We start from the raw sequence: 24732 nt of genomic DNA, 5'->3' as shown, positions 1-24732 counted from the left end.
ATCCGGGACAGGCTCTTAACGTAAATCTAAGAATATCGCAGGAAATACCACAGATAAGATAGGCCTTTGATCCTTAAAAATCCCTTTTCCCCGAGGATCCGAATGAGAAATTGGAGTTAGTATGTCTTTTCTTCGAAGCTCGATTCTGCTACTTCCGCTCCTTCTATCCTCCGTTCTTATCGGCCAAAGTAAAGGGGACATCTATGAAGGAACTCCGGTCCAAGATTATTTGACCGGCAATTTTCAAAAGGAGAAGGCATTAGTTCTTTATAAGAATCCGGACGATAATCGGGAATTTTATCTAAGGGCGGAAACCAAGGCCGCTTTTTTGAAGCTTAGGGAAGAATATAAAAAGGCCCATCCAGAAGAAAGACAAGCGCCGTTTTTGGTATCCGCCTTTCGATCCTTTTCGGACCAAAAATCCATTTGGGAAAGCAAATACACCGGCAAAAAGAAAATGAGAGAACCTGTAGCCGGTAAGACTCCCGAAGAAATCGTCTCTCTGATATTGGAATTCTCCAGCGCTCCCGGAACTTCCCGTCACCACTGGGGAACAGATATAGATATTAATGCATTAGAAAATTCTTATTTTGAAAAGGACGGAAAGGGGGAGAAATTCTATCTTTGGATGAAAAAGAATGCGTATAAATACGGATTCTGCCAGCCTTATACTCCTAAAAAAGAAAGAAATGACAAGGGTTACAACGAGGAAAAATGGCACTGGTCATATGCACCATTGTCGAACCAATTCCACAAACAGTGGGTTTCCGAATACAAGAGCGGAAAATTAAAATTAGCAGGTAAGTTTCTAGGAGCGGATATCCTGGGAAACCTTCCCCTAGAATACGTGAATTCCATTAACCCGGAATGTCTTAAGATCAAATAAACTGGATCAATTCGGAAGGTCTTTATACACCGACCACATCGTTTCCAAAATCGTTTCCGGGTCGCTGTATTTACATTTCCAACCGAGCAGTTCTTCCGCTAATTCCGCCTTTGCCCAAAGCTTTGCAGGATCTCCGGGCCTTCTACCCGAAATTTTATGCGGGATAGGCCTTCCCACTATCTTCTCCGCCAAGCGCAAAACTTCCAGAACCGAGAATCCTTTTCCAGTGCCCAGGTTTACGGCGATGGATTCGTTCTTAGTGTAAAGATAGTCCAAACTCAATACATGAGCGGATGCAAGATCGTTAACGTGAATATAATCCCTTATGCAACTTCCGTCTTCGGTTTCGTAATCCGTTCCGAAAATTTCCATACTCGGGCGAATCCCAACGGCGGCTTCCATTATGATAGGAAGAAGATTTGCGGGAGTCTTTTCGATTCCGCGAATTCTTCCCTTCACGTCGTAACCCGCCGCATTAAAATATCTTAATGCGGCAAATTTGAACCCTTTTAGCTTATCGAACCAGCGCAGATTCTCCTCTATCGCTAATTTCGTGTATCCATAGTAATTTTCCGGAATCAACGGATGATTTTCGTCCAAGGGAAGATACTGAGGAGCTCCGTAAACAGCGGCCGAAGAGGAGAATATTATATTCTTAGTTCCTACCTTTTCCATCCAAGCCATCAATTGGATGGAACCTGCGATATTGTTTAGAGAATATTTTCCGGGGTCCAACATGGATTCCCCGGCGGCCTTCCATGCGGCAAAATGAAAAACCGCATCCACATGCTTGGAGAAAGTCTTTTCTAGAACCGCCGTATCATGGATATCCCCTTCGATAAATTCCGCCTCGGAGAAGAGGTTGATTGGATTTCCCTTCTCCATATTATCCACCACGACTACTTCGTAATCGCGTTCCAATAATAAGGCTACTACGTGGCTCCCGATATATCCGGCGCCGCCGGTAACGACGACCCTCACCTGTGATCCATCACCCCGCGATCGCTATTTCTGAAGAATTTGATAATATTCAAGACTTCCGGAGGATTGTCGGATCTCTTTTCCAATTCTTCCAGAGCTTGGCGATAATTCATTCCGGAATGATAAATGACCTTATATGCGTTCTTAATCGCGGCCCTAGTTTCCGGAGAGAATCCCCCTCTTTTCAATCCCACGGTATTCAAACCGATGATCGTACAAGGATTTCCGTCGGCAGTGGCGAACGGCGGAACGTCTTGAACCACTTTGGCGCAGCCCGCAATCATCGCATAATCTCCGACAAAGCAGAATTGATGGACAGCAACTAGCCCGGAAATGAAAGCCTTGTTTCCGACCGTTACGTGTCCCGCAAGTACCAGACCGTGAGTCAGGATATTATCGTCTCCGATCACACAATCGTGACCTACGTGAGCGTTCCCCATTACATAATTGCGATTTCCGATAATTGTGGGAGAATCCGGTTTAGTTCCTCGGTGAATATTCGAATATTCTTTAAACGTATTATTGTCTCCGATAATCGTCTTGGTCGAGGTATTCGGATCGAAACCTAAATCCTGGGGGCCGACTCCGATAACCGCGCCGTGATGTACTTTATTGAATTTTCCAAAACGGGTCCCCGCAAAGATTCGGGTCCCTGTTTCGATAACGGTACCTTCTCCTATGACTACGTCTCTTTCGATGATCGAGTATGCTCCGACTTCCACGGACTCGTGAAGTTCCGCTTTGGAATCTACGATTGCGGTTGGGTGAATTTTCATTAAGTTTCGCCTCTTAAGTAGCAGCCTCTCGTGGCCCGGGCACCTGCCTCGGAGAAATTCTCATCCGAAAACGGATTTCGTGAGAGACTTAAATCTTCGATAATACGAAAATCGACGTGGATTTTTTATTCAAGCTATAAATAATGGGGTCGCCGTCCATCTCGGATAGCCTCCGATTTTTCAGAATTCGATCGCAGTACCAAACGCGGTTCGGAAGGGAGAGATTTATGTTAGTGGATTGGTCTCGCTTGGAAGCCTTAAAGCAAGGCGACGACGAAGAGGATCGGCTTTGGTTGGAAGAAATGGTTCGTTCACTTCGGAAGAATATGAACAGCCGTTTAGAGAATATCAGCAACTTCGTTTCCGAAAAAAAAGCGACCGAACTACAAGCCGAACTTCATCAAACGAAAGGAGTTGCGGCAAATTTCGGACTCTCGGGAGTGCAAATCACCGTTACCGAGGCCGAAGCCAAACTAAAGGGAGGAGATTTGGAAGCTTGTCTTCAACTTTGCGCCAACCTTCCCGATCTTTGGGAAAAAACCAAGATAGAGTTGGCGCCTAAATTTCCGGACTAAGGGCCGCTTTCCGAAAAAGGGCTAATCTATTTTTTGCCCTTTCTCTCCGCGAAGTACGAATCCACCTGATCCGTAAGAGGCTTTATCTTTTCCTCATACGTTAGAATGGCTTCGACCGTCTTTTCATATAGACTCATCAGTAGCGCCTGAGCAGCATCGCACATCTGCTCTTTTCTGAATTCTTCCACATGGAGGGTTTCCGTAATGGATCCGTCCGGATTGAAAGGGAGAGAAGCCAAAAGGTTGGAAACTACGATCTTGTCGTCTCCCGCAACGTGGCTCGGATCGAAGATCACAGGAAGAATCGTCTGATTCTTTGCATGAGTGATCACGTTCAAATCGGGAGTGTTACGGCAATATCCTTCCTTGATGAAAAGGGTCTTCACTCCCCTTTCGCAAAGAACTATATTCAAATTTCCTTGATTAGCGATGTATTCCGCCGCGGAAAACCATTCGATGGCTTCGTTTCCGAAACCTCTTTTTAGAATGACCGGTTTGCCGGTACGGCCTACAGCCTCTAAAAGTTCGAAGTCTTGGGCGTTACGCGTTCCGATCTGAATCATATCCGCGTGCTGGGAAACTTCTTCCGCCATGGTATGATCCATAACTTCGGTTACATAAGGAAGACCTGTTTCTTCCTTCACTCTGTCCAGAAGTTTGATACCGTCCCAACCCATTCCTCTCCAATCCGTGGGACGAGTTCTAGGTTTGAAGGCTCCTCCGCGGAAAATGATGCGATCTAGGATGCCAAATTTCTTACCGAGCTCGACCGCCTGCTTAGCGATAGCGATCGTCTGCTCGTATGTCTGAGGAGAATCCGGACCGACCACGAAAATGTGTTTTCCGGTTCCGAACTTACGGACTAAGCCGTCCTTACCCTTCACCTCTACGATGCGGTTTTCTCTATGGACTACCTCTCCGTTTTTTCCGGCGGCGGTCCTTGCGATATTCTTATAAGGAAGAGAGACGTTCCAAATACGAGTCACTCCGGGAAGCTCCTTTACATAGCCTTCTTTGTCGGAAATTTTACGGGTATCTCCGATGAAATGAATGGTATCCGACACCACCGCCCCGCGGATAATTTCCGTCTGGTTCCCGCACTCTGAAGCAAGGGCCTTGATTTTAGCCTCGGTTTCGGGATATCCTTTCTCAAGTTCGACTATGTCCACGTAGCCTCCGTCCTTTTGATCTTATTTCCGTTTCGGGAGCGTTTCTCTTTCCAGCGTTTCTCTTACACACGGAACGTCAAGAAATCCTCGGGAAAACCCTTTAATGAGAATGTTCCGGGCCGGGAAAACTTCCCTCCCTAACTTCCTTAATATAATTTTTGACTGCGTTGGAAACGCCCTCGTATCCGTTTAGATATGTTTTTAAGAATTTCGGACGAAAGTCCTTATTTAATCCTAGAAAATCGTACATGACCAAGACCTGTCCGTCGGTCGAAGCTCCCGCTCCGATTCCGATCGTAGGAATGGGAACGGAGGAAGAAATTTCCGACGCAAGGGCGGAGGGGATGAGCTCAAAAACGATGGAGAAGGCTCCGGAATCGGAAAGGCCTTTAGCTTCGTTTATCAATCGAATACGATCCTGTTCCGCCTTGCCCTGGATCTTGTGGCCCCCGAAAACGTTTACGGATTGGGGAGTAAGCCCGATATGTCCCATCACGGGAATTCCTATTCTTTCCAGCTTGTAGACAAGTTCCAAAATCTCGGGAGTACCACCCTCGAATTTTACCGCGTCGCAACCGCTTTCCTTCATGATCTTTCCGGCAGAGCGAATACCTTCCTCGATAGAAACTTGATAAGAAAGAAAAGGTAAATCCACCACGATAAACGTATTCGGAGCCCCCCTTCTCACTGCCTTGGCATGGTAAATCATCTCGTCTATGGTAACGGGTAGAGTGGTCGGCTGTCCCTGGAATACGACTCCGAGAGTGTCCCCGACCAATAAGCAGTCCACGCCCGCTTCTTCGAAAATACGAGCGAACATAAAGTCGTAGCAGGTCAAAACGCTGATTTTCTTCTCCAAAGGCTTTTTACCTTTGGGGAATATTTTATGCACATCCCTCATCTTATCCCTCCGAAGGAGATCCGAAGGCTTCCGCCAAGGAGGCCTCTCCCAATTCATCTAAAAGTTCTAATATAAAAGGACGGGTAAATAGAGAATGATGAGGAAGATGCAGTCCTTTCTCGTGCATTCTGATTTTTTCGTATGTGAGAATATCTATGTCTATGGTCCTAGGCCCTTTGTCTCTCACACGTATTCTTCCCAACTCGTTTTCGATATTCAAAAGTTCGCCCAACAATTCCTGAGGAGTGAGAGTGGTGGAGATCCGAGCTAACTGGTTCAAGAAATCCGGTTGATCGGTCACCTCCAAAGCGACCGTATTCAAAGGAGTTCCTTTTTGCAGGATCTCGATTTCGGGATGCGAGTCTATTTTCAGAATCGCATTCTCTAGATTTTTTTTTCTGTCTCCTAGATTCGTTCCCAAACTTAGAATGGCCTGCGAAACTTTCTTATCCATCGGAAGAACTCGAAAAAGAATGGCTGAGGCGATAATCGGGACAATCCAGATGGATCTCCTTTGTCATTTCCATTAACCTGGAGAATATTCTTCCCTCTGCCTTGTCTTTCCAATCGGATAAGGAAATATTGGAGGTAAGAATCGTTACCTTCTCTTCTTCGTATCTAGCGTCGATCAAATCGTAAAGTTGGGAATTAGCCCAGTCAGATTCCTTATTCGCACCGAAATCATCCAGAACGAGTACCTCCACATCCGTGAATTGCTTTTTGATCGTCTGCTCCATCCCGTGAAGCTCGCTGTCCTTCTGATACGTATCGCGGATCGTGGAGAGAAAGTCCCGGTTGATCTTGGCGTATTTACATTCCAATCCATAACGAAAGATCAATTCGTTTAATATGGCACAGGCAAGGAGAGTTTTGCCCGAACCGGTTCCGCCCCAGAGATACAAACCTTGGGCGGACTTGCCCAATTCGCTCCATTTCTTCACCAATTCGTCCGCCCAATCGTGAGCGATCAGGAAGGAAAGCTCCTTGGTGTCCATTCTATCCAAGGTTCTATATTTATAACGAGGAGGAATCCCGGCTTTCTTCACCTGAAACTCCACTCTTTGCAGTTCCATTCTTGCGTTGTGACAAACGCAGGGCATCATCCGATTCTGACTTTCGTCATAAACAAGATAAGGAGGTCTGCCCTTGCAGGCACAGGATTCCCCCACGCAGGAGCAGAGCAGCAATATACCGGAGCTGGAGTTCTTTACGTTTTCCTCCAGTACGAATCCGACCCCGGAACAGATCGGACATCCGGGAGAACCTTCTCGAATCGGCGTTAAATTCTTTAAGTTCATCTTCCAGGGTCCAAACTGAAGGAAGAGGAAGAGAGAGAAAGAAAGAAATCGTCCCGGAAAGCATTTCCAGTTCCGATCTAAAAATCTGCTGACAAGTTCAATCGAAACGAGGATTCTGGAAGAGTCTTTCCGAAAGGATTGGGAAAGACAGGATCGAAGCAGAAAACCCTAACTTGCCCGTAGATTTAAGCAAAAAAGATCCGTCTTTTATGTCGCGAATCGGCCAAAAAAGGGAAATTTTTTCCGAACCGGGTTTATATCCCGGAAAAAGGAACCGATAGATCTACAGAAGAGAAGGACTTAGACGTCCTTTCTCAAAATCCTATCTTTGAAAGAGAAGGCAACAGGTGTGAGCACTATGAAGGTGATGAAGACTATATTCGTTCTTCTGGCCGTGGTCGGACTCAACCTCTCCTTGTTCGCACAGAACCAAGGGGGGCAGGATACCACAGATGCTAAAGCGGCAGCTGATAAAATCGACGAACTGCTGAAAGGTGAGCTGGTCCCGGAAGACGACGACAAGAATCTAACGGAAGAAGCTAAGAAACGTAAGAAAGAAATCCAGGAGCAGGAAGCGACCTGGAAGAACCCTGACTTCAAAGGTTACGACAAGAACTTCCAAGAACTCCATCAGCTTTCTAAGGCTTTCGCGAACAATAAGTTCCGCCTGGCCCTGACTAGCTACCAATCCGGAGTAAATACCGTCCTCAAGATGAGGGAAGCTGTCGAGCAGTACCGTAAGGAAGAAGCGGAGAAAAAACGCTTAGATGAGAAATGGTACTGGCAAAAAGTCGACCGCAAGGCCCGTGAGGATCGTGTCGTTTCTCGTCAGAAACTGGAAGCAAAACAACAAGCATTGAATTATTTTACCAAGGCTATCAACCACTTGGATGAGATCAAGAACCCGGATCTACGCGAGCGTGCCGAGTTCAAACGTCTACTTTCCGATGTATATAGATCTTGGATCATTACGGAATACGATCTGCAAAACCTCCCTCAGTGTATCCCCATACTGGAGCTCTACATCGAGGTCAACGAGAACGAGAAAGAATACCCAGCTCACAAGTACCTTGCAAGCTGCTACGCTTTCGAGGAAAACATGATCAAAAAATACGGTGGTGCTAGCGAAGACCAAATGTTCAAATTCCGTCATAAGAAGAACATTCACCTTCTCCGCGCTACCGAGCTGAAATACGGAAAGGATTCCCCGGAATACAAACACATCGTAGCTTTGATCAACAAAGACGAAGTGATTTCGGTTCGTCCATAATCCGCTTCTTTCAATGTAGGGAAAAACCCCGGCGTCCACACCCGGGGTTTTTTTATTTGTACGGAGAGTTAACCGTTTTGAGAAAGGAGCTTAAATAAAGCCAGATAGATGGGGAGAACGGCTCCTAAAACGACCGTCAAAATCCATCTTGTTTGGGATGCAATTGCGGAATGTATTTTTGCAATCTCTCGATAAACGTCTTTGAACTGATCTTGGATGTTTGCAAAACCGGCATGCATCTCTGCCCGGAGTTCGGATATTGCGATCCATAATTTTCCGGTTTCGTCTTTCAATTCTATTCGAACCTTACTGATTTCCTCCTTGAATTCAGCCCGCAACTTTCCGATTTCTTCTTTCATTTCAGTTCTTAACTTCCCGGTTTCTTCCCGCAGTTCGGTTCTTAATTTCCCGGTTTCTTCTTTTAATTCGGTCCTCAATTTACCCGTTTCTTCCCTTAATTCCAACCGGAGAGAACTTGTCTCTTCTACCAACCTTCTCTCGAATTTTTCCGTCATAGTTTCTTCCATGGCTTTTCTCTCGTTCAATTGAATCCTTTGTAATGTATCCGCAAGTGCGTCGGCTCCTTCTTCTCCTAGGGTTGTCCGTAAGACTTTCGGAAGGAACGGAATCGGTTCTGTCGACATGAAGGTATCTCCTTTTGTTTGAATTGCAAATATGTTTGCTGCAAGGACCGATTCCGGAGGCGGAAAAGTTGCTCACGTTTTTTTAGGATGGAATTAGAATTCCGGCAAATTGATAAATGATAGGAATCGATTTTGAAATCTAGAGAACTTTCCCCGTCTCGAATCCTAAGTTCGGACGATCGTTTGCGAAAATTCAGATATTCTATTTTCCAGAAACCATGGTCCTTTTCGGGACTATCAATATTTCTTAGAGGAGAGAAAATAGAAATGGCAGCTCAGACATTAGAAAGACCGAGTACATCCCAGCCTTCGCAAGCGGAAAAGGTACTGGATGTAGCCATCATCGGTACCGGATTCGCCGGACTTTGCATGGGCATTCGATTAAAGCAGTCGGGAATCGATTCCTTCGTACTATTGGAAAAGGGAAGCGGAGTCGGGGGAACATGGAGAGAGAATCATTATCCCGGAGCCGCCTGCGATGTTCAATCGCACTTGTACTCCTTTTCCTTCGCACCAAAATCGGACTGGTCCCGTTTATTCGGACCTCAAAAAGAAATTCTAAATTATATGAATTACTGCGCGGACCACTTCGGAATCCGTTCTCATATCCGGACCAATGTGGAAGTGAACGGGGCCTTCTTCGATGAAAGAACGGGGCTATGGGAAATCACCACGAAGAGCGGAGAGAAGTATAAGGCAAAAGCAGTGGTAAGCGGAACGGGAGGATTAAGTCGACCTTCTCTTCCCAAGATAGATGGAATCGACAAATTCAAAGGCCCCAAATTCCATTCCGCGCAATGGGATCATAGTTTCGATATGAACGGAAAAACGGTGGCAGTGATCGGGACAGGGGCGAGCGCGATTCAAATCGTACCTACGATCGCTCCTATCGTAGGAAAATTGAAACTCTTCCAAAGAACTCCTCCTTGGATTCTTCCTAAGCCGGATGCAGGAATCGGATCTACCTTAAGAGGGATCTTCAAATTTCTTCCCCCTTTCCGTTGGTTATTCCGTAAATTGATCTATTGGTCGAATGAAATCGGAGTGATAGCCTTCGCCATCAACCCCAAGATCATGAAAATAGTGGAGAAATTCGGGAAGAGTTTCATTCAAAAGAGCATCCATGATCCGAAACTCCAGGAAGCGTTGACTCCGAATTATACGATCGGATGCAAAAGGATTCTTCTCTCCAACGAATACTATCCGGCGCTCAATCGCGAGAATGTGGAATTGGTGACGAACGGAATCTCCGAAATCACTGCGACCGGGATTAAGACTAAGGACGGAAAAGAACATAAGGTCGACGCGATCGTCTTCGCAACCGGATTCCAAGCCTCGGAAGCGGTGGCGCCTTTCGAGATTCGAGGACGAAAAGGACAACTCTTAGCGGACGTTTGGAAAGACGCCGCGGAAGCGTATCTTGGTACGACAGTTTCCGGATTTCCGAATCTATTCCTGATTGTAGGACCTAATACAGGTTTAGGCCATAGCTCCATGATTCTAATGATCGAGTCCCAAGTGCAGTATACCTTGCAAGGAATCCGTTATCTTACTAAGAAAAACGTAAAGTTCTTGGATGTTCGAAAAGATGTACAGGATCGCTATAACGGGGAGATCCAAAAAAGATTGAGTAAATCCGTTTGGCAAACCGGCGGTTGCATCAGTTGGTATAATACCAGCACAGGCAGGAACACCACTCTCTGGCCGGGATTCACATTCGAATTCAAAGCCAGAACATTCTTCTTACGCCCTAGAGATTACGAGTTCGTAAAGACCGACGGAAAAGCGGAGAAGCCCGGACTCGGATCCAGATTCTCCATCGCCTTGGGAGCTACCTTCGGTTAAATTTCCCAATAAACCAGAATTTCCCGGTTACCGTCTCTCCCGGTAATCGGGGATTCCGAAAGTCCCAGCAATTTTCCCCCGATTTTTTTTCTCAAGAATCGCAAGAACCATCTCAAAACTCTTAAGCGCATTACGGAATCCTTAAGAACTCCTTTTTCGAGGTATCTGGCTTCCGTTTCGAATTGGGGTTTGAATAAGCTGACCGCTTTCCAGGATACGCTCGGATTCTCAGCTTTCAATCTGGCGATAGTAGGAAGGACGGCTTCCAAGGAGATAAAGCTAAGGTCCATTACCAAAAAGATTTCCTTAGGAAATTCCGAATCGGATAATGTTTTCCAAAGTTCGTGGAGAAGGTTCCAACTCGTTTCCTTAATATGAAAACGGTCTCTTACGATTACTTTCGGGTTCATTGCGATTTTGGACGCCATCTGTCCGTAACCCACGTCGAATGCAAATACGGAACCGGCACCTTCTTCCAATAGAACCTGAGTGAATCCGCCTGTGGAAGCTCCCCAATCCATGCAGAGTTTCCCTTTTAGATCGATATTCCATTTTTCGATAGCTGCCTTGAGCTTGTATGCGCCTCGGCTCACGTATTTAGGAATAATATCTCTAATTCGAATCTCGCTATTTTCCGCGACAGAGACTCCGACCTTATCTACGACCCGATCGTTGACTAGAACGGATCCGGATAAGATGAGGCTTCTAGCTCTTGAGATTTCTTTAGCAAACCCCTTTCGTAGAAGGAGTTCGTCCAATCTAATTTTTTCTCGTGCCAATGTATTCGGGTAAGTAGGAGAAGAATTTCGGAAAATCGGAAGCGATTCCGGAAACTTGGGAAGGAGCATCCAACTCGGTCCCGATCTCTTTCAATTCCGAAACGAGCGTCCTGACTTTTTCCTTGCAGGCTTGCATCCCATAAACGGAAGGATAAGTGATCTTACCGGATTTCCCATCCTTGCCGGGAGTTTTACCTAGATCTTCCTGTGTTCCTTCCACATCTAAGATATCGTCCGTGATTTGAAATAAGAGTCCCAAATTGGAACCGTATTTGTCGATGGAAGAGATTCTATTTTTATAATCCGATCTTAGGCGATTCCCCAAGCGAAAAGACGCCTGGATAAGAGCCCCGGTTTTTAAACGATGTGTGGTAAGAAGAAGTTCTTCTTTGGTTCCCGTAAGAGAAGAAGGATTTCGCTCTAACAATAAATCATACATTTGTCCGGACACCATTCCCGTAGCTCCGGATCCCTCCGCTAAAAGCAAAAGCAAATCCCTATGGATATTTTCCTGAGAAGAATGGATCCGACCCAACCAGGAAAACGCGTATGTCTGCAACGCATCTCCTGCAAGAATCGCCGTAGCTTCGGAAAATTGTCTGTGTAAAGACGGTTTCCCTCTTCTAAAATCGTCGTTATCCATGCTGGGTAGATCGTCATGGATTAGACTGTAAGTATGAATGAATTCCAAGCTTGCGGCAAGGGCCAAGGAGTCGGAATCGATTCTTCCGTAAGAGGCAAAAACCAAAATGGGTCTTAGCCTTTTGCCCCCGGCTCTTAAGCTATACTCCATAGCATCCGCCAGTTCGGGCGCGGATTCTTTTCGAAAGTCGGGATAGACTTCTTTCTCCAAATATTCTTCGAAGCTTCTTTTGGAAGAAGAGAGTAGGGAACCGATGGAAGACTCTTGGGTTGGATTCGTCATTTTATGGGATCTATCGAGATTACGACCTTCCCCGTAGTATTTCCCGTTTGGAAATGACGGACCGCATCGGGAAGATCCACGAATGGATAAACGGATCCGATGTGAGGAGGTTCGAGATTCAGTTTTAACAAACCTTTTAAATGGTGTGTAAGTTCGTCCACTTTTTCGTACAACCAAATCAGGTTAAAACCCATGACCGCTTTGTTTTCCGATACGATTTCCAGTGTATCCACCTTGGGACGGGTTAGGTATCTCCAGGCCAGACTAAGCCAATTGACCTTATCTCCCTGACTCATAAAGGAAGCGGATCCGTAGACTACGATTCTTCCCATAGGAGCCAAGGCTTCGTAACTGGATTTGAAAATTTTTCCGCCTATACATTCCAAAACTAAATGGAGTTCCCTCCCCCCTAAGGCGGATTTCAATTCTTCGCGGAAACGGGAGGAGCGTATGATCCAAGCGTCGTACTTTTCTTTTTCCAGAAGAGAGATTTTGGAATGGTTACCCACAGTTCCTAGGGTCCAAGCTCCGAATTTTTTCGCGATCCGATTGGCGTAAATTCCCACCCCACCGGCGGCGCTGTGGATGAGAACGTTTTGCCCCTTCTTGAGATCGCCTAAGGGAAGAAGCGCATAATATGCCGTAAGACCCTGCACTAGAAATCCCGCACCTTGCTCGTAAGTCCAACGATTCGGAAGAGGGAATATGTATCTCTGATCGATATTGATATAATCCGCGTAGGCTCCGAAGCGAGTGACTCCCATGACCTTATCGTTTTTACGAAAGCTCTTTACCTTTTTTCCTACGGCTACAACCTTTCCGGAATATTCCAATCCAGGAATAAAGGAACCCTTAGGTGTGGCGCTATACAAACCCTGTATTGCGAAAATATCGGCAAAATTCAAACCTATGGCCCGAATCTCGACGGTGACTTCGAAATCCTGAGGTGGCGGTAATTCTTCATCTCTTCTTTCTAAAGAATCGATGGAACCTTTCGTATCGACTCTGTAAACGGAGCGGATCATAAGGGCAGTCTGCTTCTTCTTTTCCCATGATTAAAGGAAAAAACTTTCTTTTTTAGGATTCTGCCCGGAGATTTTCGGATTCGATCCGTAAAGAAAACGAAGACAATGTGCCGCAGGAATATATCCTGCGGCGGCTTCCTCTCACTTAGAAGCAAAGATTTCTTTTAAGAAGGTCTTGAGTTCAATCCAGGAACGTTTATCCGCTTTTTCGTTATATGCGGCTCCCTTGGAGTTATCGTTCCCTGCTTCCTTGATCGTAAAGGAGTGAACCGCACCTCCGTAGGAAACGAATTGCCAATCCACTCCCGACTTCCTCATTTCATCCTGGAATGCAAGGACTTCCTCCGACTTTACGAAAGGGTCGTCCGCACCATGCAATGCCAAGACCTTGCCTTTTATGTTCTTTGCATCTTCCGTTTTAGGCGTAGATAGTCCTCCGTGAAAACTGATCGTTCCTTTAAGATCGGCTCCGCTTCTGGCTAACTCGAGTGCGGCGGTTCCTCCGAAACAATACCCCAAAATCGCTAGTTTATTCGGATCCACTCCTTCGATGGATTTCAGAGCATCCAACGCAGCTTGTCCTCTATCGCGCAGAAGCTTTCGATCCCCTTCCCTATAGGTACCTGCCAGTTTCGCGGCCTCTTCTCCCGTTTTGGGACGGATTCCTTTTCCGTAAATGTCCGCGGCAAAGGCCACATAACCCAACTCCGCTAACTGATTGGCTCTAGCTTTCGTATTTTCGCCGAGGCCCAACCAATCGTGGACGAGGACGATTCCCGGCGCCTTTTTCACTCCTTCCGGATAAGCGACGTATCCTTCCAGGAGGGTATCGCCTTGTTTGTATTCTACGATTTGCGATTTTACTTTTGCGGAAACGGAGCCGGCAAAGAGAATAGCCCCCAGACACACTAACCAGATTCGATTCATCGATTCTTAAATCCTTGGGAAAAAACCCTTTTTGAATGGGGATTAGACACATCCCAGAATCGATTTTGTCAGCGAAAATCCTAGTCGGTTTTTTAAAAATACACTGCGCGCAGATCGATACCTCCATGGGTTATATGGACAGTTTCCGATTTGGTTCCAAGTCCTTTCAAGAAGGCCGACCAGGATTCCTCGTCCGGACAAAGTACGAAGCCAGAAACTTCCGCAGACAAGGCCCAAAACTCCTTTACGGCTTCGGCTAGCCTGCGGTATAAACCGGCGTGGGAACCTTTCTGGACCCGCATACCGTAAGGAGGATTCAAAGGCATCCAGATTCTTTCGGGTTTGCCCATCGAATCCCAAATTTCTTTAGGGGAAAAGGAGAAGAAGTCGCCCTCCTCTCCCGTAACCGAAAGCTTAAAATTCGGAGAAGCGTGCTTTATAAATTTTTGATATTCTCCGCTTCTTTCCTCCAGATAGGAAAAGATATCCGCTTCTATTTCGTTCCACCAGACTCGCAAGGAACGATTCTCCCCTTTTTCTCCCATTCTTTTTTTCAGGAATTCCCAAGTCGGCTCCGGAAAATCGTTCCATTCACGAAACATGTATTTCCTTTCCAAGTGAGGAAATCCGATGCCTGCAATCATCGAAATCGCTTCCCAAACGAAGGTTCCGGATCCGGCAAACGGAACGAAGATTGCATCCGGATTTTCCATCTTCTCCCGTAATAAATAAAGTAGAAAGGAAGCACTATCTTCTCGGACAGGAGCCGATTTTCCGAGTGCCTTGAAATTTCCCCTTTTAAAAAGAGGATCTCCTCCTAAGCTCAAAGAGATTACGATATCTTCTCCGATGCAGAGAGCGTTGCATTCCGTAAATTTTTGCTCTTCGCTATAGGTTCCGGATTCGTAAGATTCTTCCCAAAGTTCCTGTAAATCCTCTCGGGAAACCTCCGTGCGTCCTCTTACTTGGGGATGAAAACGTATCTCCCATTCCTTGGGAAGTAATCCGGTCGTATGCAAAGATTCCATCAGACCGGCAAAGGAGAAGTGTTTATCGAATCGATATTTTCCTAGGTTCAATCTAAAATCACGGATCCAAGGAATTCTCGCCAAAATCTCTAAGGCTTGGCGAAAATTCGCTTTTTCTAATACGAATTTTTCCGGATAAACGGTCCAAGTAGGCTCATGCGTTCTAGGAAGAAAAGGATTCGAAACGATAGATTCCAAAACAGATTCTGTCTTTTTTGCGGATCCGGGAGGAAGTAGGAATTCCCATCTTCTAGGTTGGCCGGGCTTGAATTTGGAAAATTTCCAATCCATAAAGATAGAATTCTTCTTACCCGTATTCGGAAAAGGAAAAAGAAAAGGCCGCAAGCGGCCTTCTCAAAAAAAGGAGTTGTCCCAGGATTAAAATTCGGGGGATACGAATTTTGCGAGTCCGGCCCTAGGACGAATCGCGAATCTATATTTGCGTTTTGGATTATGCTCCGGGTTGTACCAGCGCACTTCGTAGACCGCCATTCCTTTTCCGGAATTGGAGTCCTTACGAACTTCTATGTCCACTCCTCGATCGTCGATAGGTTCTCCTTCATGTAGGAGTTCCTTCCAATCTGCGGTTCCTTCCTTGTACTCGATCGAAACCAAAGATTCGTGTAGAGCGATTTGAGAAGGGCCCGCGTCCTTGTATCGAAACACCCAATGTTTTTCCAGATTCTCCTCGGCCATCAGCAATTCGGGCTTATCCACAAGTTCCCGAGCTCCTTCGGCTTTTTCGGTTTCAGGAAAACGATCCGAACGATCTAAAGAGTATTCCCAATTGGTCGGGAAGGATTCTTTTCCTCCGGATGCGGGAAGATTTTTGGTGAGTTCCGCGAGATACGCCTGCAAGAACGGTTGGGTACCCGGTCCGTACAAGGTATGCCCTCCTTCATAATGCTGGCGGGTATATTCTTCCGGAGTCGTTACGTATCCGAAATAACCGTTGGCACAACTGATGACGGAAGCGTTTTTAACCGGCTGAGGACTGGACTTAATAGCTTCCTCTACGAATCTCCTTCCCGATTCTTTCGTGACTTCGAAAGGTACGGGTAATAATAGAGTGTCTGCGACTCTTACTGATTGCAAAAGCAATCTATGAGGAAACTTACCTTTGGGAAGAACGATAGGCTGTAGGTATTTAAATCCTACGATTCTCTTATGACCTTGGCAACCTCCTGTAAAAAACCAACGAGGCCATCCTTCCGCAAAGAAAGGCAACCAATTCAGAACGGGAGTTAGCCCGTCTTCCGCTCCTCCGGTCAAAGCGGTTCCTACGTAAGGTCTGTCGCAGACTTCCGCATTACCGATCTTATTGTTTTCGTATAAGTCGACTTCCTTGGCGTTGAAAGAAAGATTTGCGTCGGCGCTCAAGGAATTCTGAAGTGAATCGAATAACTCGGAAGCCTTTTCTCCCAAGGCCTCGCCGATTCTTCTAGACTCTATGAAACCTTGCATATCTTCCCGGTAGTCGGGCGAGTTATCCCCGTGAGTGGAATTATTCAACGCATGGATGGGTTCCCAGCTAGGTTTGAATTCCTTACGGATCTTTTTTTCTATAGCCCTTTCCGGATACGCGAATACGTCCGCGTTAGCGACGTCATTGGAATCCGGAACCGTCGTACCGTGTATGGAGAATGTGGAGAATGCGCCGAGAGGCTTGAACTTTCCGTCTTTGTCCTGAGCATCGATACGGATCATCACTAACTCGGGATTGACCATCTCATACTGGATTTCGGGTTTCAATTCTTCGAAACCGGAATTTTTATTTGCGCGATAAGCATCGAGAGATCGGTTACGAGTCAATCCCCAAATAACGGACTTACCCGAAGCGATTTTTGCCGGTTTCGCAGACTTATAAGCCTCCTCTACCCCGACAGTCAGACGATCCAAAACGAATTCCGTCCAGCCCTTGTCGAAACCAGGCTTATTGGATGCGAACTCGTTGTAAAAATCGTTATCGAAGAAATTCGCGGGAGCGGAATGAGTATGCGTCCCTGCGAAAACGATTCCTCCGAAAGTGATATCCGTCTTGGCGGCGAGACGCTCCGCCAAGAGGTGATGTATCAAAAGGGATCCGGAAAGCAAATCGCTTTGGATCAATACAACCGGTTCGTTTGCATCTTTTTTAATATAAAAAATTCTCGCGAAAATCCGAGTGCGAAAACCCTTTTCGATTTCCGCCATTTTGGAATATCCGGCCAAGGGAAGTCCAGGAGGCGGAGTCAGATCCACCTTGGAAGCTCCCGCCACCAATCCTTTCGTCTTGGAAGCGATTTCCGGTTTTTTGTATGCGATTTTATATTCGGCGGTGCTTCCGCAAGCGACGACCGACGCGATCAGCGCCATAATCGCCAGGGACAATTTTATGTTTCTCTTCACAGTTTGATTCGGCTTCATTCCCCCTCCGGGAATTCTTTGTACAGGATTCGCCCGTAATTGCTATCAGACTCGTTCGAGCTTAGCAAGAATTTTAGGGCAGAATCATCATAACATTCCGTCTTACAAACCAATTATATTCGCCAAAAATCGCTCGGATTTTTGAAGCGCTTCTTAGTTTGGGATAAAAGGGAAAGAAAGAAACCGCCATGACCAACCCCAGCCTATTCCAAAGATTGAAATTCCATTTCTTCAATTTCTATCCTCCGTATTTCGGAGCGGGAATCAAAGTCCAAGCGCTGAACAAGGATAGAACCGCATTCGCAACCACGATGAATCTGAATCTATTGAATAAGAATTATGTGGGAACACAATTCGGAGGATCTCTCTATTCTATGTGCGATCCATTTTATATGTTGATCTTAATGGAAAATCTTGGTCCCGCTTATCTAGTTTGGGACAAGGCGGCAACGATCCGATTTCTCAAACCGGGAGAAGGAAAAGTAAGAGCCGAGTTCCGAATTTCCAAGGAAAGAATTCGAGAGATAAAGGAAGAAGCGGACCTTAAAAGAAAATTAGACGTTACGTTCACTGCGGAGATCAAGGATGTGAAGACGGGAAAGACGATCGCTGAAGTGGATAAGGTCGTGTACGTAAGGAGAAAATCAAAGGACTAGATTCCCATATAAAAACGAAGCACTAGTTCCGAGTGATCACCCGAAACGAACCGCCCAATTTTCGTCATACTAGAGCCATTCCTCTTAAAATAGAAAGGTTCTAATTTTGCCATTCTAAATCTTTGGATAAGGGGCCTAAAATTGTTTTTCCCATGACGATGGGATGAAAAGATGGCCCCAAACGCTTATGTCCCAATGGAAAACCACTCCTCTCTACGAGGAACATAAATTACTAGGTGCCAAGATGATTCCGTTCGGAGGCTGGGATATGCCCGTGCAGTATTCCGGAATCATCGCCGAGCATAATGCAACCCGAGAAGCGGCCGGGCTTTTCGATGTTTCCCATATGGGCGAGATCTTCTTAGAAGGGGAACCGGAGATTCTACTCTCCTTTCTCGAATCCGTTACCTGCAATTCGGTCGCTTCTCTCTTGGATGGACAAGTTCAGTACAACGCGGTGATCAACGCAGAGGGGGGACTGGTAGACGATATCACTCTCTACCGTTTCAACGATCGAAAATATATGATCTGTGCGAACGCTTCCAATGTGGATGCGGTTTACGAATATTTGAAACCGCTATTCCCGAAATCCGGAGCCGAGCTTAGAAACGAAAGCTCCTCTTGGCACCAGATCGCAATCCAAGGCCCCAAGGCGGACTCCATTCTTTCCTCCTATCTGAAAGCGGATCTAAGCGATATAGGATATTATAAATTTAAACTATTCCATTTCAATAACGAGGACCTCATTCTTTCCAGAACCGGATACACCGGGGAGGACGGTTTCGAAATCTACAGTTCCAATGCTACCGGAGTAAAACTTTGGAAAGAGCTCCTCGCTCACGGGAAAGACCTGGGACTTTTACCCGTAGGTCTCGGAGCCAGGGATACATTGAGAATCGAGGCCAAGTATCCTCTTTACGGCCACGAACTGGAAGCTTCTCGCAGCCCGGTACAATCGGGAATCGGATGGATCGTTAAGGAAAAATCGGTCCATTATCCCAAATATGATTCCATCATTTTAGAAAAGAAGAACGGGTGCCCTCGTAGAATTACCGCTTTCGAATTGCAGGAAGCGGGAGTTCCCAGGGAGAATATGCCCGTACTGGACGCACAAGGCAAGAATATCGGAATCACGACTTCCGGTACATTCTCCCCAAGCCTTAGAAAAGGAATCGGCCTTGCCTTAGTGGATTCCGACAAGATCGTCCACGGAGAGCCTGTCCAAATAGAAATACGAGGCCAGGCAAAGCAAGCCATCATATTTACCAAGTCTTTCGTTCCGGGAAGTATTCGGAAAAATTAATTAAAGGATCTACAAATGGCAGTAACAAACGCACCATCAGGATATCGTTTCACCGAAAAGCACGAATGGGTGAAAGTGGAAGGCAATACGGCTTTGATCGGAATTTCCGATTACGCCCAAGGGGCCCTAGGCGATATCGTATTCGTAGATCTTCCGAAAGTAGGAAAGACGATCAAGCAATTCGACTCTTTCGGTACGATCGAATCCGTGAAAGCCGCGGAAGATCTTTACGCTCCCGTTAGCGGAGAAGTATCCGAAGTAAATTCCGCTCTGGCCGGAAATCCCGCATCTGTAAATTCCGATCCTTTCGGAGCCTGGATGATCCGAGTAAAAGGAATCAACGCCGCGGAAGTGGACAAACTTTTGGATCCGGAATCGTATAGGGAATTCGTCAGTAAACTGGATTAGGAAAATCTAACATGAGTACAAGCACCTGGAACGGAACCGATAAGGCCAAGGATATGAAAAATCCCCTCGCTCCATTAGATACTTTTCCGAGACGCCATATCGGTCCGGACGAAGGACAAATCAAAGAAATGCTATCCGTTCTGGGTCTTAGCGATTTGGAAGACCTAGTAGCAAAAGCGGTTCCGGCCGGTATTCGTCTTCCGGAGCCTTTGGATCTTCCTCCCGCTTCCACCGAGAGAAAAATTCTAGAAGACCTAAAATCCATCGCTTCTAAGAATCAGGTTTTTCGTTCCTATATAGGCTCCGGATACCAAGCTAGCGTTCTCCCCGGCGTCATCCAAAGAAATATTCTGGAAAACCCCGGTTGGTATACCGCTTACACTCCTTACCAAGCGGAGATTTCCCAAGGAAGATTGGAAGCTCTTCTGAACTTCCAAACTATGATCATGGATCTGACCGGTCTGGAAATTTCCAACGCTTCTCTCCTGGACGAAGCTACCGCAGCGGCGGAGGCCATGTTTCTCGCATACGCGGTTAGAAAGAATGAGACCTCCAAGCTTTTATTCGTATCGGAACTCTGCCACCCCCAAACCATAGATGTGGTACTTACCAGAGCCGTTCCGCTCGGAATCGAAGTGAGAGTAGGAAACCATCTTCAGGCGGAACTCAACGAGGACTATTTCGCAGTCATCGTCCAATATCCGGACACCGAGGGAAACGTTTACGATTACGAAAACTTCTTCCAACTAGCGCATAATGTAGGAGCTCTTACTATTTGCGCCGCAGATCTGCTTTCTCTTACCGTATTAAAAGCACCGGGAGAATTCGGAGCCGATGTCGCCGTAGGAACTTCCCAAAGATTCGGTCTACCCTTCGGATTCGGCGGACCTCACGCTGGATATCTCGCGACCAAAGACGAATTCAAGCGTCATATGCCCGGTCGTTTAGTAGGAGTCTCCAAAGACAGCCAAGGAAACCCGGGGCTAAGACTTTCCTTACAAACTAGAGAGCAACATATCCGAAGAGACAAGGCCACTTCCAATATTTGTACCGCTCAGGTTCTACTGGCGGTATTATCCTCCATGTATGCAGTCTATCACGGTCCGAAAGGCCTGAAAGGTATCGCTCTCAGAATCCATAGACTTACGGAGACCCTAGCCAAGAATCTGGAGAAAATCGGTATCGAAATCAAAAACAAAGAATACTTCGATACTCTTACGATCGTCGCCGGTTCGAAAGCGCAAGCCTATATAGAAGCAGCGGTCCAAAAAGGAATCAATCTTAGAAATTTCGGGGACGGAAGAATAGGCATAGCCTTGGATGAAACCGTAGAAGTTTCCGATCTCGAAGATCTTCTTTCCGTTTTCGGAGGAAAAGGTTTGGATCTGTCTTCGGATGCGGTCTCGATTTCCACTCCATTCCTAAGAACGTCCGATTATCTCACGCACCCCGTTTTCAATTCCCAGCATACAGAGACAAAGATGCTTCGGTACATTCGGAAATTGGAATCCAGAGACTTATCTCTTACTACGTCCATGATCCCTCTCGGATCCTGCACGATGAAGTTGAACGCCACGGTCGAAATGTATCCGATCACCTGGCCCGAGTTCTCCTCCATCCATCCTTTCGCTCCTGAAAACCAAACGGAAGGATACAGGGAGGTATTCCGCCAATTGGAATCCTGGCTTTCCCAGGTAACCGGTTTTCCGGGTATTTCTCTGCAACCGAATGCGGGTTCCCAAGGAGAATACGCCGGACTCCTCGCGATTCGCAATTACCATTTGAGCAGAGGAGATAAACAGAGAAACGTTTGTCTGATCCCTATTTCCGCCCACGGAACAAACCCTGCCTCGGCCGCAATGGCCGGATTCAAGGTCGTAGTCGTGGCCTGCGATTCGGATGGAAACGTGGATTTGGAAGATCTGAGAGCCAAGGCAAAGCAACATTCCAACGACTTAGCGGCCCTCATGGTCACTTATCCGTCGACTCACGGAGTCTACGAAGAGCCTATTAAGGAAATCTGTTCCATCGTTCACGAACACGGCGGACAAGTCTATATGGACGGGGCGAATATGAACGCCCAAGTGGGGATCACTCGCCCTGCAAGTATAGGCGCTGACGTTTGCCATCTCAATCTGCACAAGACATTCTGCATTCCTCATGGAGGAGGAGGTCCTGGAGTAGGTCCGATCGGAGTAGCGGAACATCTAAAGCCCTTCTTACCCGGCCACCCGTTAGTGAATAACGGAACAGGCAACGCGCACGGTGCCGTTTCCGCAGCTCCTTGGGGAAGTGCGAGTATAGTCCTGATATCCTGGGTCTATATCGCTCTATTAGGATCCGAAGGTCTAAGACAATCGACCGAGGCCGCTATTCTGAATGCCAATTATATCGCGAAGCGTTTGGAGAATTACTATCCCGTACTATATAAGGGAAAGAACGGTCTCGTCGCTCACGAATGTATTTTGGACGTGAGACCTTTTAAAAAGGCCAGCGGTGTCGAAGTGGAAGATGTGGCCAAGAGATTGATGGATTACGGATTCCATGCGCCTACCATGTCCTTTCCTGTACCGGGGACTCTTATGATCGAGCCTACCGAATCCGAATCCAAAGAAGAATTGGATCGATTCTGCGAGGCAATGATACGAATCCACGGAGAAATTCAGGAGATCGAAAACGGAAAAGCGGACGCCAAGGACAACGTTTTGAAAAATTCTCCTCACACCGCAGCGATGGTAATCGGAGATTCCTGGAGCCATGCTTATTCTCGTGAAAAAGCGGCCTACCCGGCACCTTGGACCAAGGAGCATAAGTTCTGGCCTTATGTGGGAAGAATCGACAACGTATATGGGGATAGAAACCTAGTTTGTTCCTGTCTTCCGATCGAAGAATATACCTGATCCCATACGAAAGTCCGTTATTACAAAAAAGACCGGAGCGAAATTCTCCGGTCTTTTTGTTTTCAGAAAGTAGAATGAGACGAGTTAATCGTCTTTCTTTTTCTTCTTAGACTTTTTGGATTTTTTAGAATCCTTGTCGTCGTCCTTATCTTTTTTGGATTTCTTTGACTTCTTGGAGTCCTTATCGTCGTCCTCGTCTTTATCCTTCTTGGATTTCTTGGACTTTTTATCTCCGTCATCATCCTTGTCCTTTTTGGACTTCTTGGATTTTTTAGAGTCGGAGTCATCGTCTTCTTTGTCTTTCTTAGACTTTTTAGAATCCTTATCGTCGTCGTCCTTATCCTTTTTGGATTTCTTTTTCTTCTTAGGTTCCGCTTCGTCGGAATCGTCGTCGCTATCTTCGGATTTCTTGGATTTGGACTTTTTCACGGTGCTACCGTTATCGGAAGCCTTACCTGGCTTTGCCCTGCAATAAGCATCCACACTAGTTCCGCTTTCTTTCTTATAACCCGATACCCAGGTACAATCCGAATCCGATTCGCATTGGCCTTTGGATAATCCTTGGCATTGCGATTCGGCCGAGGCAGGGGACCAGCTTAAGATCAAAACGGTCGCTAATGCGACATTGAGTAAGAATTTTACTAGATATATCGGTCTACGATACATTCCTTTCGGCTCCTATACGGAAATATGTGGGACTACAATTTATTTCCTCGGGGAATTTGCGATCCTGAATTGGAAATCCGCTCAAATAATTTCGAAAAATGATTCGAGCCGAAGGGATAGCCGATTGATAACTGGAATATTAAAAAAATGTTCTAAACAAAAAGAGTTTCAGAATAGAAAAATCGAATGATAGACGTAAAAAGGTGGGTCGGGAGGGGAATTCCTCCCGACCAAGCACAGTCAGGAATCAACCGCCATAGTACGTCATTTTGGAACCCGCGCTTTTCGAAATTAAGCCCATCTAATCTAACTAAACTCCCTCGGGGTCCAGAATCGGAAGCGGAGGGAATTCTACTATCGAGAGTGCAGGTAGTCAAGCGGACAAAATGAAACAATCTCAAATTTTGGAAAAAAATTTCAGATCGTACCGATATAACACCTGTATTTCGAACGAGCGCTATCTTTACTAATAAAGAGACTTAACGGAGATTCCTTAGGCCGTAAAATGTCTGCGGTCGACTTATTTCGTATGTTTTAACGGAATGTTTTTAAATCTTAATGAAAATCGAATCCGAAGGATTCTTTAGTATATTCTCAATTTATAATGATTCTACGAATAGGGAAATTCGTACTCAGACGGATAAAGGCCTTGGAATAGGAAATGCTTACCGATCTGATTATTAAAAAGCGGCGGAAAAATAAAAAAGGCCGGTAAAAACCGGCCTTTTGATAATTGCTAAGAAACCCGGCAACGTCCTACTCTCCCACACAGCGAACCATGCAGTACCATCAGCGATGAGAGGCTTAACTTCCGTGTTCGGGATGGGAACGGGTGTGACCCTCTCTCTATAATCACCGAGAATCTAGAGCCAGTATTTCCTCTCGAGCTCCGATGTCCAACCATTTTTAATCCTAAGGAACGAATTTTGAAAAACTAGGGGAAAAAAAGTTTTCCGAACCGGAAAGCAGGAAAGAATTCTCGGATTATGAAATTCTCCCTGATTCTATCCATTCTTCTCTCTACTTTTTACGTTACTTGCGGGACCGGACAGACCAAGAAAGAAGAAGTCGCCAGACCCATCCCTCCCACCCAGGAATTGAGAGCATTCGCCGATACTTTTTGGAACGGGAAATGTGCGACCTGCCACGGTACGAACGGTATCCCTGACCCTAATGTAAATCCGACTCCTAGAAAATTCGGGACCTTCGGAATGAGGATGGGCTTCTTATTCGGAGGGAATAAGATGAGAGCGGGAATTTTCAAAACGATCCGAGACGGAAAGAACCAAGCGATGCCTTCCTTTTCGAAGGAGCTTTCCGAGGATCAAATCTGGGCCCTGGTGGATAAAATAGAGCGACTGTAA

Annotated in this window: 23 protein-coding genes and 1 rRNA gene; 9 read left to right on the top strand and 15 right to left on the bottom strand. The window is 46.2% G+C overall.

Annotation, left to right across the window (positions count from 1 at the left end; genetic code table 11):
• Nucleotides 1-121 precede the first annotated feature (121 nt).
• Nucleotides 122-886 (top strand): M15 family metallopeptidase, encoded by a 765-nt coding sequence (locus LEP1GSC061_RS16690; RefSeq protein WP_016546591.1) that lies wholly within the window; start codon nucleotides 122-124, stop codon nucleotides 884-886.
• Between the two features lie 6 nt (nucleotides 887-892).
• Here LEP1GSC061_RS16690 and galE read toward each other — a convergent pair whose 3' ends face one another.
• Together galE and lpxA are read right to left on the bottom strand one after the other, a co-directional pair.
• Nucleotides 893-1867 carry a UDP-glucose 4-epimerase GalE gene (galE, locus tag LEP1GSC061_RS16685; RefSeq protein ID WP_016546291.1) on the bottom strand — a complete coding sequence of 325 codons (975 nt, stop codon included), beginning with the start codon at nucleotides 1865-1867 and terminating at the stop codon, nucleotides 893-895.
• Nucleotides 1864-2643: an acyl-ACP--UDP-N-acetylglucosamine O-acyltransferase gene (gene lpxA, locus LEP1GSC061_RS16680; protein ID WP_016546392.1), complete on the bottom strand. Its 780-nt coding sequence runs from the start codon at nucleotides 2641-2643 to the stop codon at nucleotides 1864-1866. Before lpxA ends, galE begins: the two co-directional genes overlap by 4 nt.
• A 227-nt stretch (nucleotides 2644-2870) precedes the next feature.
• On the opposite strand from lpxA, the gene LEP1GSC061_RS16675 reads away from it, so the two are divergent.
• Nucleotides 2871-3218 (top strand): Hpt domain-containing protein, encoded by a 348-nt coding sequence (locus tag LEP1GSC061_RS16675; protein ID WP_016546062.1) that lies wholly within the window; start codon nucleotides 2871-2873, stop codon nucleotides 3216-3218.
• A 26-nt stretch (nucleotides 3219-3244) separates the two neighbouring features.
• Here LEP1GSC061_RS16675 and LEP1GSC061_RS16670 read toward each other — a convergent pair whose 3' ends face one another.
• The 4 genes from LEP1GSC061_RS16670 to zapE form a co-directional block, all read right to left on the bottom strand.
• Entirely contained in the window at nucleotides 3245-4387 is a 1143-nt protein-coding gene (locus tag LEP1GSC061_RS16670) for an N-acetylneuraminate synthase family protein (protein ID WP_016546347.1), read from the bottom strand.
• A 100-nt stretch (nucleotides 4388-4487) separates the two neighbouring features.
• Nucleotides 4488-5288, bottom strand: a complete 801-nt coding sequence (panB, locus tag LEP1GSC061_RS16665; protein WP_016546015.1) for a 3-methyl-2-oxobutanoate hydroxymethyltransferase — start codon at nucleotides 5286-5288, stop codon at nucleotides 4488-4490.
• Between the two features lies 1 nt (nucleotide 5289).
• Entirely contained in the window at nucleotides 5290-5742 is a 453-nt protein-coding gene (folK, locus tag LEP1GSC061_RS16660) for a 2-amino-4-hydroxy-6-hydroxymethyldihydropteridine diphosphokinase (RefSeq protein ID WP_016546147.1), read from the bottom strand.
• A complete protein-coding gene (zapE, locus tag LEP1GSC061_RS16655) occupies nucleotides 5735-6586 on the bottom strand; it encodes an AFG1/ZapE family ATPase (RefSeq protein WP_016546741.1) in 852 nt (283 codons plus the stop codon). Before zapE ends, folK begins: the two co-directional genes overlap by 8 nt.
• 358 nt (nucleotides 6587-6944) lie before the next feature.
• Here zapE and fcpA point away from each other — a divergent pair, with 358 nt between their 5' ends.
• Nucleotides 6945-7856 (top strand): flagellar coiling protein FcpA, encoded by a 912-nt coding sequence (fcpA, locus tag LEP1GSC061_RS16650; protein ID WP_016546854.1) that lies wholly within the window; start codon nucleotides 6945-6947, stop codon nucleotides 7854-7856.
• A gap of 68 nt (nucleotides 7857-7924) precedes the next feature.
• Here fcpA and LEP1GSC061_RS20885 read toward each other — a convergent pair whose 3' ends face one another.
• Nucleotides 7925-8500 carry an LA_3696 family protein gene (locus tag LEP1GSC061_RS20885; RefSeq protein WP_016546490.1) on the bottom strand — a complete coding sequence of 192 codons (576 nt, stop codon included), beginning with the start codon at nucleotides 8498-8500 and terminating at the stop codon, nucleotides 7925-7927.
• A gap of 267 nt (nucleotides 8501-8767) precedes the next feature.
• Here LEP1GSC061_RS20885 and LEP1GSC061_RS16640 point away from each other — a divergent pair, with 267 nt between their 5' ends.
• Nucleotides 8768-10345 carry a flavin-containing monooxygenase gene (locus tag LEP1GSC061_RS16640; protein WP_040509331.1) on the top strand — a complete coding sequence of 526 codons (1578 nt, stop codon included), beginning with the start codon at nucleotides 8768-8770 and terminating at the stop codon, nucleotides 10343-10345.
• On the opposite strand, the gene LEP1GSC061_RS16635 is transcribed toward LEP1GSC061_RS16640, so the two are convergent.
• The 6 genes from LEP1GSC061_RS16635 to LEP1GSC061_RS16610 all read right to left on the bottom strand — a co-directional run bounded on the left by LEP1GSC061_RS16635 (nucleotide 10342) and on the right by LEP1GSC061_RS16610 (nucleotide 17435).
• Complete coding sequence (locus LEP1GSC061_RS16635; RefSeq protein WP_040509043.1) at nucleotides 10342-11124, bottom strand: TlyA family RNA methyltransferase; 783 nt, start codon at nucleotides 11122-11124, stop codon at nucleotides 10342-10344. The genes LEP1GSC061_RS16640 and LEP1GSC061_RS16635 overlap by 4 nt on opposite strands.
• Complete coding sequence (locus LEP1GSC061_RS16630) at nucleotides 11105-12049, bottom strand: polyprenyl synthetase family protein (RefSeq protein ID WP_016546004.1); 945 nt, start codon at nucleotides 12047-12049, stop codon at nucleotides 11105-11107. The genes LEP1GSC061_RS16635 and LEP1GSC061_RS16630 overlap by 20 nt, the downstream gene beginning before the upstream one ends.
• Nucleotides 12046-13074 carry a zinc-binding dehydrogenase gene (locus LEP1GSC061_RS16625; RefSeq protein WP_016546862.1) on the bottom strand — a complete coding sequence of 343 codons (1029 nt, stop codon included), beginning with the start codon at nucleotides 13072-13074 and terminating at the stop codon, nucleotides 12046-12048. The genes LEP1GSC061_RS16630 and LEP1GSC061_RS16625 overlap by 4 nt, the downstream gene beginning before the upstream one ends.
• A gap of 141 nt (nucleotides 13075-13215) precedes the next feature.
• Nucleotides 13216-14001 (bottom strand): dienelactone hydrolase family protein, encoded by a 786-nt coding sequence (locus tag LEP1GSC061_RS16620; protein WP_016546499.1) that lies wholly within the window; start codon nucleotides 13999-14001, stop codon nucleotides 13216-13218.
• Nucleotides 14002-14093: 92 nt separating this feature from the next.
• Nucleotides 14094-15320 (bottom strand): hypothetical protein, encoded by a 1227-nt coding sequence (locus LEP1GSC061_RS16615; RefSeq protein WP_016546454.1) that lies wholly within the window; start codon nucleotides 15318-15320, stop codon nucleotides 14094-14096.
• Nucleotides 15321-15407: 87 nt separating this feature from the next.
• Entirely contained in the window at nucleotides 15408-17435 is a 2028-nt protein-coding gene (locus tag LEP1GSC061_RS16610; protein WP_016546808.1) for a neutral/alkaline non-lysosomal ceramidase N-terminal domain-containing protein, read from the bottom strand.
• A 188-nt stretch (nucleotides 17436-17623) separates the two neighbouring features.
• Between LEP1GSC061_RS16610 and LEP1GSC061_RS16605 the strand changes: the two genes are divergently transcribed.
• The 4 genes from LEP1GSC061_RS16605 (at nucleotide 17624) to gcvP (ending at nucleotide 22702) form a co-directional block, all read left to right on the top strand.
• Nucleotides 17624-18091, top strand: a complete 468-nt coding sequence (locus LEP1GSC061_RS16605) for a DUF4442 domain-containing protein (protein ID WP_016546057.1) — start codon at nucleotides 17624-17626, stop codon at nucleotides 18089-18091.
• A gap of 187 nt (nucleotides 18092-18278) precedes the next feature.
• Nucleotides 18279-19394: a glycine cleavage system aminomethyltransferase GcvT gene (gene gcvT / locus LEP1GSC061_RS16600; RefSeq protein ID WP_040509039.1), complete on the top strand. Its 1116-nt coding sequence runs from the start codon at nucleotides 18279-18281 to the stop codon at nucleotides 19392-19394.
• A 15-nt stretch (nucleotides 19395-19409) separates the two neighbouring features.
• The gene (gene gcvH, locus LEP1GSC061_RS16595; protein WP_016546216.1) at nucleotides 19410-19802 is read left to right on the top strand and encodes a glycine cleavage system protein GcvH; all 393 of its coding nucleotides are present in this window, start codon (nucleotides 19410-19412) and stop codon (nucleotides 19800-19802) included.
• An 11-nt stretch (nucleotides 19803-19813) separates the two neighbouring features.
• Nucleotides 19814-22702 carry an aminomethyl-transferring glycine dehydrogenase gene (gcvP, locus tag LEP1GSC061_RS16590; protein WP_016546738.1) on the top strand — a complete coding sequence of 963 codons (2889 nt, stop codon included), beginning with the start codon at nucleotides 19814-19816 and terminating at the stop codon, nucleotides 22700-22702.
• A gap of 84 nt (nucleotides 22703-22786) precedes the next feature.
• Here the strand turns inward: gcvP and LEP1GSC061_RS16585 are convergent, their stop codons facing one another.
• Together LEP1GSC061_RS16585 and rrf are read right to left on the bottom strand one after the other, a co-directional pair.
• Entirely contained in the window at nucleotides 22787-23368 is a 582-nt protein-coding gene (locus LEP1GSC061_RS16585; RefSeq protein WP_016546631.1) for a hypothetical protein, read from the bottom strand.
• 743 nt (nucleotides 23369-24111) lie between these two features.
• Nucleotides 24112-24228: ribosomal RNA gene (rrf, locus tag LEP1GSC061_RS16580) — 5S ribosomal RNA — on the bottom strand.
• Nucleotides 24229-24354: 126 nt separating this feature from the next.
• Between rrf and LEP1GSC061_RS16575 the strand changes: the two genes are divergently transcribed.
• Nucleotides 24355-24732, top strand: a complete 378-nt coding sequence (locus LEP1GSC061_RS16575) for a c-type cytochrome (RefSeq protein ID WP_016546782.1) — start codon at nucleotides 24355-24357, stop codon at nucleotides 24730-24732.

This window comes from Leptospira wolffii serovar Khorat str. Khorat-H2 (genome assembly GCF_000306115.2).
In the GTDB taxonomy this organism is placed as follows: domain Bacteria; phylum Spirochaetota; class Leptospiria; order Leptospirales; family Leptospiraceae; genus Leptospira_B; species Leptospira_B wolffii.
Note: the sequence above shows the minus strand (reverse complement) of the source record. Positions and strands in the feature narration are given on the sequence as shown.

Excerpts from the sequence above, each read along its gene's own strand:
- LEP1GSC061_RS16690 (WP_016546591.1), top strand. The coding sequence starts at position 122 with ATGTCTTTTCTTCGAAGCTCGATTCTGCTACTTCCGCTCCTTCTATCC.
- lpxA (WP_016546392.1), bottom strand. The coding sequence starts at position 2,643 with ATGAAAATTCACCCAACCGCAATCGTAGATTCCAAAGCGGAACTTCAC.
- LEP1GSC061_RS16675 (WP_016546062.1), top strand. The coding sequence starts at position 2,871 with ATGTTAGTGGATTGGTCTCGCTTGGAAGCCTTAAAGCAAGGCGACGAC.
- panB (WP_016546015.1), bottom strand. The coding sequence starts at position 5,288 with ATGAGGGATGTGCATAAAATATTCCCCAAAGGTAAAAAGCCTTTGGAG.
- folK (WP_016546147.1), bottom strand. The coding sequence starts at position 5,742 with ATGGATAAGAAAGTTTCGCAGGCCATTCTAAGTTTGGGAACGAATCTA.
- zapE (WP_016546741.1), bottom strand. The coding sequence starts at position 6,586 with ATGAACTTAAAGAATTTAACGCCGATTCGAGAAGGTTCTCCCGGATGT.
- fcpA (WP_016546854.1), top strand. The coding sequence starts at position 6,945 with ATGAAGGTGATGAAGACTATATTCGTTCTTCTGGCCGTGGTCGGACTC.
- LEP1GSC061_RS20885 (WP_016546490.1), bottom strand. The coding sequence starts at position 8,500 with ATGTCGACAGAACCGATTCCGTTCCTTCCGAAAGTCTTACGGACAACC.
- LEP1GSC061_RS16640 (WP_040509331.1), top strand. The coding sequence starts at position 8,768 with ATGGCAGCTCAGACATTAGAAAGACCGAGTACATCCCAGCCTTCGCAA.
- LEP1GSC061_RS16630 (WP_016546004.1), bottom strand. The coding sequence starts at position 12,049 with ATGACGAATCCAACCCAAGAGTCTTCCATCGGTTCCCTACTCTCTTCT.
- LEP1GSC061_RS16625 (WP_016546862.1), bottom strand. The coding sequence starts at position 13,074 with ATGATCCGCTCCGTTTACAGAGTCGATACGAAAGGTTCCATCGATTCT.
- LEP1GSC061_RS16620 (WP_016546499.1), bottom strand. The coding sequence starts at position 14,001 with ATGAATCGAATCTGGTTAGTGTGTCTGGGGGCTATTCTCTTTGCCGGC.
- LEP1GSC061_RS16615 (WP_016546454.1), bottom strand. The coding sequence starts at position 15,320 with ATGGATTGGAAATTTTCCAAATTCAAGCCCGGCCAACCTAGAAGATGG.
- LEP1GSC061_RS16610 (WP_016546808.1), bottom strand. The coding sequence starts at position 17,435 with ATGAAGCCGAATCAAACTGTGAAGAGAAACATAAAATTGTCCCTGGCG.
- LEP1GSC061_RS16605 (WP_016546057.1), top strand. The coding sequence starts at position 17,624 with ATGACCAACCCCAGCCTATTCCAAAGATTGAAATTCCATTTCTTCAAT.
- gcvT (WP_040509039.1), top strand. The coding sequence starts at position 18,279 with ATGTCCCAATGGAAAACCACTCCTCTCTACGAGGAACATAAATTACTA.
- gcvH (WP_016546216.1), top strand. The coding sequence starts at position 19,410 with ATGGCAGTAACAAACGCACCATCAGGATATCGTTTCACCGAAAAGCAC.
- gcvP (WP_016546738.1), top strand. The coding sequence starts at position 19,814 with ATGAGTACAAGCACCTGGAACGGAACCGATAAGGCCAAGGATATGAAA.
- LEP1GSC061_RS16585 (WP_016546631.1), bottom strand. The coding sequence starts at position 23,368 with ATGTATCGTAGACCGATATATCTAGTAAAATTCTTACTCAATGTCGCA.
- LEP1GSC061_RS16575 (WP_016546782.1), top strand. The coding sequence starts at position 24,355 with ATGAAATTCTCCCTGATTCTATCCATTCTTCTCTCTACTTTTTACGTT.